The 15,858-nt window shown below is 60.9% G+C and carries 13 protein-coding genes; 7 read left to right on the forward strand and 6 right to left on the reverse strand.

Going from position 1 to position 15,858, the window contains the following annotated elements; genetic code table 11:
* Nucleotides 1–36 precede the first annotated feature (36 nt).
* The 4 genes from queD (at nt 37) to codA (ending at nt 4,144) form a co-directional block, all read left to right on the forward strand.
* On the forward strand, nt 37–393 hold the full coding sequence (queD, locus tag PSH88_RS20985; protein WP_007933061.1) for a 6-carboxytetrahydropterin synthase QueD: 357 nt from the start codon (nt 37–39) through the stop codon (nt 391–393).
* A gap of 226 nt (nt 394–619) precedes the next feature.
* Nucleotides 620–1,450: an alpha/beta fold hydrolase gene (locus tag PSH88_RS20990; protein ID WP_305422403.1), complete on the forward strand. Its 831-nt coding sequence runs from the start codon at nt 620–622 to the stop codon at nt 1,448–1,450.
* A gap of 164 nt (nt 1,451–1,614) precedes the next feature.
* Nucleotides 1,615–2,886, forward strand: a complete 1,272-nt coding sequence (gene codB, locus PSH88_RS20995; protein ID WP_305422405.1) for a cytosine permease — start codon at nt 1,615–1,617, stop codon at nt 2,884–2,886.
* 13 nt (nt 2,887–2,899) lie between these two features.
* Nucleotides 2,900–4,144, forward strand: coding sequence for a cytosine deaminase (gene codA / locus PSH88_RS21000; protein ID WP_305422406.1), 1,245 nt, complete (start codon nt 2,900–2,902; stop codon nt 4,142–4,144).
* 101 nt (nt 4,145–4,245) lie between these two features.
* Here the strand turns inward: codA and PSH88_RS21005 are convergent, their stop codons facing one another.
* Nucleotides 4,246–5,238 (reverse strand): diaminopimelate epimerase, encoded by a 993-nt coding sequence (locus tag PSH88_RS21005; RefSeq protein WP_305483355.1) that lies wholly within the window; start codon nt 5,236–5,238, stop codon nt 4,246–4,248.
* A 165-nt stretch (nt 5,239–5,403) separates the two neighbouring features.
* Here PSH88_RS21005 and PSH88_RS21010 point away from each other — a divergent pair, with 165 nt between their 5' ends.
* A complete protein-coding gene (locus tag PSH88_RS21010) occupies nt 5,404–6,555 on the forward strand; it encodes an MFS transporter (protein WP_305422407.1) in 1,152 nt (383 codons plus the stop codon).
* Nucleotides 6,556–6,666: 111 nt separating this feature from the next.
* Here the strand turns inward: PSH88_RS21010 and PSH88_RS21015 are convergent, their stop codons facing one another.
* From PSH88_RS21015 to PSH88_RS21025, 3 genes are all read right to left on the reverse strand, one after another.
* On the reverse strand, nt 6,667–9,090 hold the full coding sequence (locus PSH88_RS21015) for a TonB-dependent siderophore receptor (RefSeq protein ID WP_305422409.1): 2,424 nt from the start codon (nt 9,088–9,090) through the stop codon (nt 6,667–6,669).
* 97 nt (nt 9,091–9,187) lie between these two features.
* Entirely contained in the window at nt 9,188–10,162 is a 975-nt protein-coding gene (locus tag PSH88_RS21020) for a FecR family protein (RefSeq protein WP_305422410.1), read from the reverse strand.
* 40 nt (nt 10,163–10,202) lie between these two features.
* Nucleotides 10,203–10,703 carry a sigma-70 family RNA polymerase sigma factor gene (locus PSH88_RS21025; protein ID WP_007907700.1) on the reverse strand — a complete coding sequence of 167 codons (501 nt, stop codon included), beginning with the start codon at nt 10,701–10,703 and terminating at the stop codon, nt 10,203–10,205.
* 348 nt (nt 10,704–11,051) lie between these two features.
* Here PSH88_RS21025 and PSH88_RS21030 point away from each other — a divergent pair, with 348 nt between their 5' ends.
* Together PSH88_RS21030 and PSH88_RS21035 are read left to right on the forward strand one after the other, a co-directional pair.
* Entirely contained in the window at nt 11,052–12,173 is a 1,122-nt protein-coding gene (locus tag PSH88_RS21030) for an HlyD family secretion protein (RefSeq protein ID WP_305422411.1), read from the forward strand.
* Nucleotides 12,170–13,762: a DHA2 family efflux MFS transporter permease subunit gene (locus PSH88_RS21035; protein WP_305422413.1), complete on the forward strand. Its 1,593-nt coding sequence runs from the start codon at nt 12,170–12,172 to the stop codon at nt 13,760–13,762. Before PSH88_RS21030 ends, PSH88_RS21035 begins: the two co-directional genes overlap by 4 nt.
* On the opposite strand, the gene PSH88_RS21040 is transcribed toward PSH88_RS21035, so the two are convergent.
* On the reverse strand, nt 13,763–14,203 hold the full coding sequence (locus tag PSH88_RS21040) for a carboxymuconolactone decarboxylase family protein (RefSeq protein ID WP_305422415.1): 441 nt from the start codon (nt 14,201–14,203) through the stop codon (nt 13,763–13,765).
* Nucleotides 14,204–14,361: 158 nt separating this feature from the next.
* Nucleotides 14,362–15,807 carry a mechanosensitive ion channel family protein gene (locus tag PSH88_RS21045; protein WP_305422417.1) on the reverse strand — a complete coding sequence of 482 codons (1,446 nt, stop codon included), beginning with the start codon at nt 15,805–15,807 and terminating at the stop codon, nt 14,362–14,364.
* Nucleotides 15,808–15,858: the final 51 nt, after the last annotated feature.

Here is a 15,858-nt window from a genome sequence, read left to right on the forward strand (position 1 = left end):
CGCGGCGATCGCCACCTGAAAGAGCTGAACATCACTGTGGAAATCTTCAAAGAATTTACCTTCGAGTCCGCCCACCGCCTGCCCCACGTGCCGGACGGCCACAAGTGCGGTCGCCTGCACGGTCACTCGTTCAAAGTGGCGATTCACCTGAGCGGCGATCTCGACCCGCACACGGGCTGGATCCGCGATTTCTCGGAAATCAAGGAAATCTTCAAGCCGCTCTACGAGCGCCTGGACCATAACTACCTGAACGACATTCCCGGCCTGGAAAACCCGACCAGCGAAGTGCTGGCCAAGTGGATCTGGAATGAATTGAAGCCCCTGCTGCCGGAACTCAGCGCAATTCGTATCCACGAGACCTGCACCAGCGGTTGCATCTATCGCGGCGAATAAGCCGACCCCAAGCACAACATAAATTCCCGTGGGAGCTGGCTTGCCTGCGATGGCATCAACTCGGTTCGACGTTAAACCGAGCCGTCTGCATCGCGGGCAAGCCCGACTCCCACACAAGCCCGACCACACAAGAACTGCGTTTCGTCAGTGAATTGAGAAACAGCCTTCAATGGCAGTTTTTTTATGCCTATGCTTCTTGGCTCGCACACGCCAAGAGGACGCTCCCATGGCTGACTGGCCGCTGGCTCAGACCTATCGCTTCAATGGGCATTCCGTGCGCTACGCCGTACGTGGCGACGGTCCGCCGCTGGTGTTCGTGCATGGCACGCCCTTCTCTTCTTATGTGTGGCACCGGATTGCGCCGCACTTCATCACCATGCACCGGGTGCACTACTTCGATCTGCTGGGTTACGGGCAATCCACACAGCCGGACGGCGATGTGTCGCTGGGCGTGCAAAACCAATTGTTGGCGCAACTGCTGGAGCACTGGGGCCTGGAACGGCCAGACGTGGTGGCCCACGATTTCGGCGGCGCCACCGCGTTGCGTGCGCATCTGCTCAACGGCAAGGATTACCGCAGCCTGACGCTGATCGATCCCGTGGCGCTGTCACCCTGGGGTTCGCCGTTCGTGCAGCATGTGCGTCAGCACGAAGCAGCGTTCAGTGGGCTGCCCGATTACATTCAGCAGGCGATTGTGCCGGCCTATATCCGTGGCGCGATCAAGCGCGAGATTCCCGATCAAGAACTGGCGCCCTATGTGCAGCCTTGGCTGGGAGATCCGGGGCAAGCGGCGTTCTACCGGCAGATCGCGCAGATGGATGAATGTTATACCCGCGAGGTCGAAGGGCTATACCCGACGATTCGCTGCCCGGTGCAGATTCTTTGGGGGAAGGACGATCAGTGGATTCCCATTGAGCGCGGCCAGGCGCTGCATCAGATGATTGCGGGGTCGCAATTTCACGCCATCGCCAATGCCGGGCATCTGGTTCAGGAGGATGCGCCGGAGGCGATTGTGGCAGCGATATTGCGGTTTTTACCGCAACACGAATCCCCCTGAAAAAACCGAATCAAACATGTGGGAGCGGTGTTTCTTCAGGTGCACCGCTATCGTGCCCCTTCTCAAACCAAATCCGCCTGCTCGTCTATAAATAACAACACCCTCGCGCCATTGGCACGAGCACTGCAACACCCCCGCGTCCTCCCTCCAGCAAGGAACGCCACATGACGCAGAACGATTCGGGCAACGATTACCCCCTCAGCGAAGTCCCGATGCATGCCCGCAAGGGACTTGCCTCCACCGCCATGGTGCTACTGGGTTTTACCTTCTTCACCGCGACCATGTTTGCCGGCGGCAAGCTCGGTGTGGCGTTCAGTTTCGGCGAGATGCTGGCGGTGATTATCGTCGGCAATCTGCTGCTGGGGATCTACGCCGCAGGGCTGGGTTACATCGCCTTCAAGAGCGGCCTCAACTCGGTGCTGATGGGACGTTTCTGCTTCGGTGAAGTGGGCAGCAAACTCAGCGACCTGATCCTCGGTTTCACCCAGATCGGCTGGTACGCCTGGGGCACCGCGACGGCGGCTGTAGTGCTGGGCAAGTATTTCGAACTGAGCGAAGGCACCGTTCTGGGGCTGATGGTGCTGTTCGGCCTGGGCTTCTGTGCCACGGCCTACATCGGCTATCGCGGGCTGGAGATTCTGTCGTACATCGCGGTGCCGGCCATGATGTTGCTGCTGATGCTGTCGATGTGGGTCGCGACGGTGAAGGTCGGCGGGTTCGAGGGCTTGCTCGCGGTGGTTCCGACGGGAACCCTGGATTGGTCGACCGCGATTACCCTGGTGTTCGGCACCTTCGTCAGCGGTGCGACGCAAGCAACCAACTGGACACGTTTCTCCCGTTCGGCGCGGGTGGCGGTGCTGGCGAGCCTGATCGGCTTCTTCGTCGGCAACGGTCTGATGGTACTGATCGGTGCCTACGGCGCCATCGTCTACCAGCAACCGGATGTGGTGGAAGTGCTGCTGTTGCAAGGCTTCGCCATGGCTGCGATGGCGATGTTGCTGCTCAACATCTGGAGCACCCAGGACAACACCATCTACAACTTCGCCGTCGCTGGCTGCAACCTGCTGCGCACCGGCCGGCGCAAAACCGTGACCCTGGCTGGCGCGGTGATCGGCACGCTGCTGGCGCTGCTGGGCATGTACGACATGCTAGTGCCTTACCTGATTCTGCTGGGCACAGTCATTCCGCCGATTGGCGGGGTGATCATGGCGGACTTTTTCTTTCGCTATCGGGGCCGCTACCCACGCCTGGCCGACACACGGCTGCCCGCGTTCAACTGGCCGGGGCTGAGCGCTTATGCGGTCGGCACCGTCGCCGCCTTCAGCTCGCCATGGGTCGCGCCGCTGGTAGGGATTGCCGTAGCCGCGCTAACGTATGTGCTATTGACCGGGGTGCTGGGTGCCCGTACCGCCAACGCACCATTACAAGATCTCTAAAAGGATTCGCCTGATGCATATCATCAACGCCCGCCTACGCAACCAAGAAGGCCTGCATGAGTTGCACCTGGAAAACGGCCTGATTCACAGCATCGCCCGGCAAACCGAAGCCCCGTCCCTGGGGCCTGACGACCTGGACGCCGGCGGTAATCTGGTGGTGCCGCCCTTCGTCGAGCCGCACATTCACCTCGACGCCACACTGACTGCCGGCGAGCCGCGCTGGAACATGAGCGGCACGCTGTTCGAGGGCATCGAACGCTGGGGCGAGCGCAAGGCGACCATCACCCAGGAAGACACCAAGACCCGCGCCAAGAAGACCATCCAGACCCTCGCCGCCCACGGCATCCAGCATGTGCGCACCCACGTCGACGTCACTGACCCGGAGCTGACGGCGCTCAAGGCGATGCTCGAAGTCCGCGAGGAAAGCCGCCACCTGATCGACCTGCAAATCGTCGCGTTCCCTCAGGAAGGCATCGAATCGTACCGCAACGGTCGGGAGCTGATGGAAGAAGCGATCCGCCTGGGCGCCGATGTGGTCGGGGGTATTCCGCATTTCGAATACACCCGGGATCAGGGCGTGAGCTCGGTGAAGTTCCTGATGGATCTGGCCGAACGTACCGGTTGCCTGGTGGACGTGCATTGCGACGAAACTGACGACCCGCACTCACGCTTCCTTGAAGTGCTGGCCGAAGAGGCCCGCAGCCGCGACATGGGTTCGCGCGTCACCGCCAGCCACACCACGGCCATGGGCTCCTACGACAACGCCTACTGCGCCAAACTCTTTCGGCTGCTCGGGCATTCGGGGATCAGCTTTGTCTCCTGTCCCACCGAAAGCATTCACCTGCAAGGACGCTTCGACAGCTTCCCGAAACGCCGTGGCGTGACCCGGGTGAATGAGTTGCTCGAAGCGGGGATGAATGTGTGCTTCGGCCAGGATTCGATTGTCGACCCGTGGTATCCGCTGGGCAACGGCAACATTTTGCGGGTGCTCGAGGCTGGGTTGCACATCTGCCACATGCTCGGTTATCGCAATCTGCAGAGCGCGCTGGATCTGGTGACCGATAACAGTGCCAAAGCCATGAACCTGAGCGATCGCTATGGGCTGGAACAAGGGCGACCGGCGAATCTGCTGATTCTGTCGGCGGACAGTGATTATGAGGTGATTCGTAGTCAGGGTTTGCCGCTGTACTCGGTTCGCGGGGGCAAGGTGTTAATGAAGCGGCAGATGCCGGTGGTGGAATGGGCCGATCGGCTCTGAATTTTCGTTGACAGAGCGTGCGTCATCGCAGGCAAGCCCGCTCCCACAGGGATCACGCTGAACCTGTGGGAGCGGGCTTGCCCGCGATGGCAATCTCAAAATCAACCCAACAACCGCGCCGTACCAAACAACCTCACCCGACTCAACTCGCCATCCAATTCCTCCAGCAAAATTGGCGCCGTGCCGCCAGGCATGACCACCTTCACCTCACCCGCCGCCACCCAACCCACGCGCCACGCCGCACACGCCACCGCACTGGCGCTGGTGCCCGACGACGCGGTCGGCCCTTCGCCGCGTTCGAACACCCGCGCAACGATTCGCCCCTCGGCTTCCAGCATCGCCCATTGCAGGTTCACCCCTGCCACACACGGCTGCCCTGCCCCGGTCGGCATGGCATAGGCGATGCGGGTCAATGATTCGGCCAATCCTGACTCACGCATCTGCGCGTTACTCGGCAACGCATCGGCGCCGGTCACCAACGTCACGCAATGGGGATTACCGATGCGCACGAACTGGCTGTGGTTCCAGGCAGGGTCGAGTGCCGACAACGGCCGCACATGACTGACTTCGCGCCCCTTCAATGTCACGGATTCAACCCGTTGCGCGCCCACCGCTTCGGGCCCGAACGATGGCTGCCCCAGGTCCAGCCAGAACCCTTGCACGCCATCGATTTCAGCGGGTGTCACTGAAGTCTCCACCGGCGAAACCGCATCGCTCTTGTCGTGATGAACCCGGAGCTGACAGGCCGCTTCCGTGGGCATCAGCCCTTGCTCGCCAAGGGCCTGGGAAAAAATCGTCAGGCCGTTGCCGCTGCGCTCGGCCAGGGTGCCGTCGGTGTTGACGATCAGCAGGTCAAAAGGCGGCGACGATTGAAACGGCCCCACCAGCAGACCATCGCAGCGATGTGCCTTGCTGCCGGGCGGTTGTGTGCCCGGAGCCCAGCCGCAAAACGCCTCGATGGCCGATAACGCCCAGGCCTCACGGGTTTGCGCGGCGCGGCTGGCCTGTTCAGGCAGGTCGATACCGCTACTGCGCAGGGCGCCAGGCGCCACCACCGCGTAGATATTGCCCCGAGCATCGTACATCCGCGTCATGGCGCCCCCTCTATGAACAATTGATACGTCGACGATATCGCGAAACAGCGGCTGGCTGTGCAAGGATGTCATCCTGCCTGACTGCACCCCGCCCGGATGGTGATCGAACCCTTTGTGGTTGTTCACTGTCCCTTGGGGACGCGACGTTTTTTGCCAAGGATCGATATGACCAACCTCAACACCCAAGCCACCTTCGTCCCCGGACGTCTGGAACAGATGTCCACCCGCATCGCCTTTTTTATCGCAGGCTTCGGCATCGCGGCCTGGGCGCCGCTGGTGCCTTACGCCAAGGCACGGGCCGGGCTGGATGAAGGAACCCTCGGGTTGTTGCTGCTGTGTCTGGGGGTGGGCTCGATTCTGGCGATGCCCATGGCCGGGATTCTGGCGACGCGTTTCGGCTGCCGTCGGGTGCTAAGCGGCGGGACTTTGTTGATCTGTGCGGCACTACCACTGTTGGCGACGGTGTCTACGATTCCGGCGTTGATTGCCGCGTTGTTCATGTTCGGCGCGGGCCTGGGCACGGTGGATTCGACGGTGAACCTGCAAGCGGTGATCGTCGAGCGGGCCAGCGGCAAGACCATGATGTCGGGTTTTCATGGGCTGTTCAGCCTCGGCGGGATCGTCGGCGCGGCGGGTGTCAGCGCCCTGCTCGGCTTCGGGATGTCGCCGCTGGGGGCGATGCTGGTGGTGATCGTGCTGCTAGTGGTGGCGTTGCTCAAGGCCGCGCCGCATCTGTTGCCCTATGGCAGCGAAAGCTCCGGCCCGGCGTTTGCAGTGCCGCATGGCATCGTGCTGTTTATCGGCGGGATGTGTTTCATCGTGTTCCTGGCCGAAGGCGCGGCGCTCGACTGGAGCGCGGTGTTCCTGGCGCAAGAGCGCGGGATCGACACGGCATATGCAGGGCTGGGTTATGCGGCGTTTGCGCTGACCATGACCGTCGGACGTTTGACCGGCGATGCGATTGTCCGGCGCCTCGGTGCTACACGAGTGATTGTGTTTGGTGGATTGACGGCCGCGACGGGCCTGGCGCTGGCGACATTTGCACCGAGCTGGGAAGCTGCACTGGTGGGGTATGCACTGCTGGGGGCTGGCTGTTCGAACATTGTGCCGGTGCTCTATACCGCCGTGGGCAAACAGACCGTCATGCCGGAGAGCATTGCCGTGCCAGCCATTACCACTCTGGGTTATGCAGGGATTCTCGCCGGGCCTGCGGTGATCGGCTTTATCGCCCATGGCAGCAGTTTGAGTTTTGCCTTCGGGTTGATGGCTGTGTTGCTAGTGGCGGTAGCGATTGGCGGCAAGGTGTTGAAAGTTTAAAAGCATCGCGGGCAAGCCCGCTCCCACAAGGATCTTCAGTGAACACAGATGTTGTGTACGCCAAAGATCATGTGGGAGCGGGCTTGCCCGCGATGAAGCTGACTCGGTCTATCAGAACCCGACACTGGCCTGCACAAAGAACGTACGCGGTGCGCCGACGTACATCCCGGCGTTGTTGTCGCTGGAGCGGGTGAAGTACTGCTTGTCGAAAATGTTCTTCACCCCTGCCCCGACTTTCAGGTTCGACAATTGCGAGCCAAAGTCATACCCCCCACGCACGTTCCAGGTGACGTAACCCGGGATGTCGCCGTACTGGCCGTCCGCGCTGCCTTCAGTGATGTAGTTGCCGCTGAAACTGCCATCAGCGTTCACTGCGGTGCCCGGTGAGCGCTGTTTGGACTGGGCAAAGGCATCGAGGTTGTAGGTCCAGCGGTTGATGTCGTAACGCAGGCCGGCGGTCGCCACCTGACGTGAGTAGAACGGCAGGTCACGGCCCTTGAAGCCTGGAATCTCACCTTCATAAACGGCGCGAGTGTAGGTAAAACCGGCGTTGGCGGTCAGGCCGGCGAGTCGTGGGTCCAGCGCCGCCATGTCGTAGTGCACCGAGGCTTCAAGGCCCTGGTGCGTGGTCGCGCCGAGGTTGGTCCAGCCCACATCGTTGCTGATGTATTGCAGTTCTTTATCGAAGTCGATGTAGAACAGCGTCACTTCCCCGCCCCACACGTCATCGTTGTAGCGCGTACCGATCTCGTAGGTCTTGGCCTTTTCCGGGTTCAGGCCATTGGCGGTGTTGTCACCCGAGCCGCCCTGACCGAGCTGGAAATATTGCAGGCTGCCAAACGAGGTTTCGTAGTTGGCGAACAGTTTCCAGGCCTCGGACAGGTGATACATCACGCTCAGGGCCGGCAGCGGCTCATTGCTGTCGATGCTGCGACGTTTTTCCTGCACAGGTCTGCCGGCGGTATCGAGAACCGGTCTGTCGTGCCATTCGGTGCTGATGCTTTCAAAACGGATGCCGGGGGTCACGGTCCAGTTGCCGACGTCGATCTTGTCATCGATGTACACAGCGTGGGCTTCGGTGCCCCCGGTGCGATCCTGGAACACATGACCATCGGAGGTTTTGGTGACCACCGGCTGATTGTTCACCAGCGCCAGACGGCTCGACTCTTCATGCATGCCTTCTTTCAGGTAGCGATAACCGACGCTGGCTTCCTGAGTGGTCGGGCCCAGATCGAACACATGGGACACCCGTGGTTCGATGCCGAAGGTGTAGTAAGTGCGCGGATAGGAACTGAGGGTTTTCTGGTCGCGAGCGGCGATGGTGCTGCCACGGAAACTGTCGGAATAGTAGGTCAGCACTTCGGCCTGGGTGCGGTCGTCGATCTGTCGAATCCACTTGAAGGACACGTCCTTGCGGCGGCCGCTGAAGTTGTCATGGTCACGGTCGGACTGGAACGGATCGGCGTCGTACTGCTTCTGCGTCAGGCCACCGGGCATGTCGGCGCTGGCGTCGTAGTAATGGAAATTGAGGCTGAAATCGTCCTGATCGGTAGGCGCCCAATGGGTCTTGAGGATCACGTCGTCGATGTCGTTGCCGTTGTTGCTTTTGCGATAACCGTTGCCGTTCACACCGGAATACAACAGTGCCACGCCCATGCCGTTATCGGCGGTGCCACCGAGAAACGCGGTGTCGATGTGTTTCCAGCCACCGCGCTGGGTGGTTTCCAGGGTGGTGCCGATTTCACCGGTGGCTTTCTCCGGAATCGCTCGGGTGACGAAGTTGATCACACCACCCACGTTCTGCGGCCCATAACGCACGGAACCGGCGCCACGCACCACGTCGATGCTGTCGAGGTTGCCGGAGGAAATCGGTGCCATGGACAGCTGCGGTTGCCCATAAGGGGCGAAGGCGGCCGGCACGCCGTCGATCAGCACGGTGGAGCGTGGCGACAGGCGCGAGGTCAGGCCGCGCACGCCGACGTTCAGGGAAATGTCGCTGCCACCGGTGCCGTTGGCGTCCTGCACTTGCACGCCAGGTACACGACGCAGCACGTCGCCAACGTTCATGGCGCCCTGCTCGACCATGGCTTCACGACGGATCACCGTGCGTGCGCCGGGATGGTTTTGCACCACGCCAGCATTGGCATCACCGAGCCAGTCGCCGACCACTTTGATGTCGGTCACGCCCAGCTCCAGCGGACCGTTGACGGCGGAAGTCGGGGCTGGCATCAGGGTCACCGAGCCTTCATCGATCTGATACTCCAGACCGCTGCCTTGCAGTAATTGGCGCAAAGCCTGTTCCGGTGAAAAATTACCGTCGACTGCCGGGGCTTGTTTGCCGGCCACCAGTTCAGGGCTGAAAAAAACCTGCAGCGAGGTTTGCTGGCCCAGCTGACTCAAGGCCTGACCCAGCGGCTGCGCTTGAATATGAATGGCATCGGCAGCGAACACCTGGGGCAGCGCCGAGCTGACCGCCAGGGCAAGAGCGAGAGGCAGCCAGGATGTTTTGTTATTTTTAGCGGTGGTTTTCTTCACGTCGAACATTGTCCTGTGGATCGCAAGAGTGTGCGGCTGTTAATGCAAACCAGTTGCAGTTGGACAAGTAGACGAAGAACTCGAAAAAAACCTGAATCTATCGGGCAATTATTTCCTGACTGCCGTCATCCAGGGTTCGGATGGCTACCGGCAGAATGCTCGGCAAGGCCTTGAGCAGTGCGTCGGTGTTGTCGGATTTGAACACGCTGGTCAGGCGCAGATTGCCCACTTTGGCATTGCCAACCGTCAGCGGTTTTTGCCGATAACGCGACACTTCTTCGGCCACTTCGCTGAGGCTGGCGTTGTTGAACACCAGTTTGCCACTGCGCCATGCGGTCAGTTCTGCCGGGTTGACCGTATAGGCGGCGGCCACTTTCCCCTGGGCATCGACGCGAGTGCCGAGGCCGGCGGTGAGGCTGATGAAATCGGCGCCGTTACCTTGAACCTTGACCGTGCCCTGTTCTACTACGACGCGGGTTTGGGCGCTGTCGCGACGCACGTCAAAACGGGTGCCGGTGACTGTCACTTTGCCGCTGCCCGCCTCGACCACGAACGGTCGGCTGCTGTCGTGCTCGACGCTGAACATCGCCTCGCCTTGCGTCAACTCGATGCCGCGACGGTCTTTTTCATAGTGCACCTGCACCCGGCTGCGGCTGTTCATATCGATCACCGAACCGTCCGGCAACGCCACATGACGACGTTCGCCAAGGGCCGTGGAATATTCAGCCGTGTAGCTCGCTGGACGATTCAAACCACTGGACAGCCCCAGGCCGAGCGCCACCGCCAACACACTGGCGGCCACTGCATAACGCACCAGTGGATGACGTGTGCGGCGTGCCGGCGGGGTTTCGCACAAGGCGTGCAAACGCTTGGCCGGCAGCAGATCGGCCGCCGCCCACAGGCTCTGGAGCATTTGATATTCGTCGCGATGCTGGGGGTGTTCGTCCAGCCAGATCTCGAAGCGCCTCTGCTCTTCGGCGTTGACGGCAGGTTCCTGCAAACGCACAAACCACTGCGCCGCTTCGTCGCGAACCGTTGTTTGCCCGCACGCACAATCATGAGTATCCATCATGGAAAGTCCTGTTTGGCTGGGGATGAAAAGGCGCGCCGCGTCATGGCTGTAACCCGTCCAGGCGATCACGCAGATGCCGCAGGGTGCGGATCATATACTTTTCCACCATGTTCTTGGACAGCCCCAGGCGCTCAGCGATTTCGGCCTGGGTCAGACCTTCGATCTTCTGCCAGACGAACACCTTGCGACAGTTGACCGGCAGCTCGGTGAGCGCCCGCTCGATGGAATCCGCCAACTGGATCGCGTGCATGAAATGCTCCGGGTCGCCGGACGACGACACACTGTGATCGATCGCCTCGGACTCCATGGCGCCCCGCCGATCCTCACGCCGATAACCGTCCACCGCAATGTTGCGCGCGGTCTGGTGCAAATATGCCCGAGGTTGTTGCACCGCCGCCGAATCGGACTCAAGCACCCGCACGAAGGTGTCGTGGGCCAGGTCCTCGGCCTGCTGACGATTTCTCAGACGCCGGGTCCAGGTGCCGATCAACTCTTCGTAATGCTCGAAAAAGCCGTGTCTGCGGGGCAGCTTGGGGGTCATTGCGGTGTGCTGTGGAGAGGAGGCGCGAATAGTAATGCTTCCTATTAAACCCGGCAAATCATTCCTCGGAGCGTCGACGAGAGGACCTGCCCCCCATAAATCTGTGTACAGCACTGATCGAAAATGTGGGAGCGGGCTTGCTCGCGAAAGCGGTGTATCAGCCAATATTGATGTCGACTGACCCACCCTCTTCGCGAGCAAGCCCGCTCCCACAGGGTATGTGCAAGGCTCCCCGGTGGTCGAAACGTCCGGCACCAGACGACTGGTTGCAGAAACCCATTGTCACTAAATATTACCTGCGTCATATTACGCACGTAATAGAGCATCGTTTTTCACAGGTAGAGATCCATGACCAGCATGCCCAACCTTGAACCCGATCTTGCTGTCGCGGTGAACACACCCAAGCCTCCCCTGCTTAAAAGGCTGCTCTTGCTGACGACGGCCATCGCGGCCCTGGTGTTCATCGGGCTGTACGCAGCCCATTGGTGGACCACCGGCCGTTTCATCGAAGAAACCGACGATGCCTACATCGGCGGCAACGTCACGGTGATCGGGCCGAAGGTCGCGGGGTATATCGAAGAGGTGCTGGTCACCGACAACCAGAGGGTCAAGGCCGGCGATGTGCTGATTCGGCTGGACGCCCGTGACTACCGCGCCAATCTGGCCAAGGCCGAAGGTGCGGTGGCTGCCGAAGAAGCGTTACTCGCCAACCTCGACGCCACCGAACAACTGCAGCATGCGGTGATCGGCCAGGCCCGCGCCGGCATCGATGCCGCCGGCGCCGAAACTGCCCGCTCGCGGGACGATAACGCCCGCTACAAACGCCTGGTGAACAGCAATGCCGTCTCGGTTGAAAGCGCACAACGGGCCGACGCCACCTTCAAGACTGCCCAGGCTCAGAGTGCCCGGGCTCAGGCCGAACTGCTGGCCGCGCAACGCCAATTGAACGTGATTGAAACCCAAAAACAGCAAGCGCGCGCCGCGTTGATCCAGGCACGAGCCGAGCGTGATCTGGCGCAGTTGAACGTCGGTTATACCGAGTTGAAAGCCCCCGTCGACGGCGTGATCGGCAATCGTCGGGCGCGGACCGGCGCGTACGCCCAGGCCGGTTCGCAACTGTTGTCGGTGGTGCCGGCCAGCGGGCTGTGGGTCGATGCCAACTTCAAGGAAGATCAGCTGTCGCGGATGACACCGGGCCAGCGTGTGATCGTGCATGCGGACGTGCTCAAGGGGCGTGTATTTCACGGGCATCTGGACAGTCTGGCGCCGGCCAGTGGTTCGCAGTTCAGCGTGCTGCCACCGGAAAACGCCACCGGCAATTTCACCAAAATCGTCCAGCGGGTACCGGTGCGGATCCTGCTCGACCCGGCTGACGGCGTACTCGGTCATCTGCGTCCGGGCCTGTCGGTGACGGCCGAAGTGGACACCCGCGCCGAACCTGAAACCCCGACCGTGGCCAGTGCGCCATGAACGGCGCCCTCGCCGCCCCCGCGCAGCCGTTCAATGCCGCCAACATGGCAACGGCGACCAAGGTGTTCGCCTTCGCCACCATGTGCATCGGCATGTTCATTGCGCTGCTGGACATTCAAATCGTCTCGGCGTCGCTGCGTGACATTGGCGGCGGGCTCTCGGCCGGCACTGACGAAACCGCGTGGGTACAGACCAGTTACCTGATTGCCGAAATCATCGTGATTCCGCTGTCGGGTTGGTTGTCCCGGGTGTTCTCGACCCGTTGGTTGTTCTGCGCCTCTGCGGTGGGCTTCACCCTGGCCAGCCTGCTCTGCGGTGCGGCCTGGAACATCCAGAGCATGATCGCCTTCCGCGCCCTGCAAGGATTTCTCGGCGGTTCGATGATCCCGCTGGTGTTCACCACCGCGTTCTTTTTCTTCACCGGCAAGCAACGGGTGATCGCCGCTGCAACCATTGGTGCCGTGGCCTCGCTGGCACCGACGCTGGGGCCGGTGATCGGTGGCTGGATCACCGACATTTCGTCCTGGCACTGGTTGTTCTACATCAACCTGGTGCCGGGGATTTTCGTCGCGGTGGCGGTGCCGATGCTGGTGAAAATCGACCAGCCGGAACTGTCCCTGCTCAAGGGCGCCGACTATCTGAGCATGCTGTTCATGGCGGTGTTTCTCGGCTGCCTGGAATACACCCTTGAAGAAGGCCCTCGCTGGAACTGGTTCAGCGACAGCACGATTCTGACCACCGCCTGGATCAGTGGCCTGGCCGGATTGGCTTTCATTGCTCGAACCTTGCACGTGGCCAATCCGATCGTGGATCTGCGTGCCTTGAAGGACCGCAACTTCGCCCTCGGCTGTTTCTTTTCGTTCGTCACAGGGATTGGCCTGTTCGCGACGATTTACCTGACGCCACTGTTTCTCGGTCGTGTACGTGGCTACGGCGCGCTGGACATTGGGCTGGCGGTTTTTTCCACCGGGGTGTTCCAGATCCTGGCGATTCCGCTGTACGCCTTTCTGGCCAACCGCATCGACCTGCGCTGGGTCATGATGAGCGGCCTTGGGTTGTTTGCCCTGTCGATGTGGGATTTCAGCCCGATCACCCATGACTGGGGGGCCAAAGAATTGATGCTGCCGCAAGCCTTGCGCGGGATCGCTCAACAACTGGCGGTGCCGCCAGCGGTGACCCTGACCCTCGGCGGGTTGGCACCCGCGCGGCTCAAACATGCTTCGGGGTTGTTCAACCTGATGCGCAACCTCGGCGGCGCGATGGGTATCGCCGCGTGCGCCACGATCCTCAATGACCGCACCAACCTGCACTTCACCCGGTTGGCGGAGAACCTCAATAGCACCAACGAAGCGCTGAATCAGTGGCTGTCCCAGGTCGGCAACAACTTCGCCGCCCTCGGCCAGAGCGGTGACATCGGCGTCACCGCCAGCCTGCGTCAGCTATGGCTGCTGACCTATCGTGAAGCGCAGACGCAAACCTACGGCGACGCGTTCCTGATGATCATGGTCTGCTTCATCCTCGCCACGGCGATGGTGCCCTTGATGCGCAAGGTACAACCACCGGCCGCGCCGTCAGCAGACGCTCATTGATCAGGCTTGAGGCATTTTACGGAAGCCTACCGCCAGGCGGTTCCAGCTGTTGATGGTGGAAATCGCCACGGTCAGGTCAACCATTTCCTTGGGACTGAACTCGGCGCTGAGCAGTGCGTAATCTTCATCCGGGGCGTGGGTCAGGCTCAGTTGGGTCAAGGATTCGGTCCAGGCCAGTGCGGCGCGCTCACGATCGGTGAAGAACGGAGCCTCGCGCCAGGCCGTCACGGCGAACAGCCGACGTGGAGTTTCCCCGTCCTTGATGGCATCGGCAGTGTGCATGTCGATGCAGAAGGCACAGCCGTTGATCTGCGACGCGCGCAGCTTGACCAGTTCGATCAATGACTTTTCCAGCGGCAGTTTCGAGACGGCTGCTTCCAGGGCCATCATGGCTTTGAGGCCGTCCGGGGAAGCGGTATAGAAATCGATACGAGTTTGCATGGTGGTAGCTCCAATCACAGGTGGGATTGAAGCTACGTTAATGCCGAGCTGACGTTGAACAAATAGCCAATTATGGGGAAGTTGAGGATGCCAATAGATCAGAAGATTTTCAGTGACTGTGCCTGCTCGCGAAGGCGCCGGAACAGGCAACCAACACATCAGCCGCTACGACTGCGCAACCATTGCAAAAACCCCTTCTTCGCCACCACCTTGGGCACCTCCTGAATCAGCGTCTGCGCCGTATGCATCCGGTAATCGAACAACGCCTTCATCGCTTCGCTGATGTCATGCCGCGCATCCAGGCAAGGCTTGAGGTATTCCTTCTCGATGCGGTAGAGCGTGCAAAAGGTCTTGGCCGAAAAGTCGGCGAGCGCCGATTCATCGGAAAGAATACCGGCCTCGCCAATCACCTCACCCGGCCCCATGCGCCCGGCCTCGAACTTTTTGCCACCGCGGCTCAGGGCGACTGACACCACGCCGGACTCGATGATGAACAGGTGATCGCTGACCTCCCCCGCCGGCAGGATCATTTCACCGGCGCGGAAGGTTTGCAGCTTCATGTTCTGGCTGAAGGTTTCTTTCTCTTCCTGTCGCAGAGTCGAGAAGATGTTCGAGCTGTCCAGCAGTGCCCGCGGCCGTGACAGGGCAGCAGGCGCGTTGGGTTCGACACTCGACAACAGGCTGACACCGGACGCCTGCAAATGCCGGAACGCCAGATCAAACAGCAGATTACGCACCATGCGCTTCTGATCCATGGAGATTACGAAGCCACTGATTTCGTATTCCACACCGGTGCTGCCGGAGCTTTTCAACGACACACTCGGCGCCGGTTTGGTCAACAGGAAACGGCAGCCCTGCATGGCCCGCTCCAGCGCATCAATCACCGTTTGCGGACGCGCATGGGGGCTCACTTGCAAGCTGATCGATACCCCGAAAATGTCACTGGGTCGGCTGAAGTTGATGATCTTGGCCTTGGCCGCCAGGGAGTTGGGAATCACCGCCATGCTGCCTTGCGCGGTTTGCAGACGCGTGGCGCGCCAGTCGATGTCGGTGACCCGGCCTTCGGTGCCGTCGATGGAGATCCAGTCATCCAGTTGATAGGGTTTGGTGGTGTTCAGGACGATCCCGGAGAACACGTCGCTGAGGGTACTTTGCAAGGCCAGGCCGACGATGATCGCCAACGCACCGGACGTTGCCAGCACGCCCTTGACCGGCAACTCAAGCACGTACGCCAAGGCGGCGATGACCGCGATCAGGAAAATCACCGCGCCGAGCAGATCCTGCAGCAAACGCCCGGTGTGCCCGACCCGTTGCATCATCACTGCGCCAAGCAACACCGTGAGGGTGCGCGCTGCATACAACCACCAGCCGATCTGCAAACCGGTCGCCGCCAGGTGCAACGGCACATTGTCGACCCAAGGCGCCGGCGCCATGGGGTTCAAGCCTTCGTTGAACAGCAGCACGCTGAACAATGAGAAAATCACCAGTCGTACCGCCAGTTTCCAATTGCTGCCGCTGGCTGTGATCACACGCCACAACACCAGATCGATCAGGATCAGAATCAGCGCGCTGAGCAACGGGTGATCGGTGAGCAGTGACAGCATCAAGTAACTCCAGCAACAGTACGGATGGGCACAGTGTAGGAGGATTTGATG

The organism is Pseudomonas wuhanensis (genome assembly GCF_030687395.1).
GTDB classification, from domain to species: domain Bacteria; phylum Pseudomonadota; class Gammaproteobacteria; order Pseudomonadales; family Pseudomonadaceae; genus Aquipseudomonas; species Aquipseudomonas wuhanensis.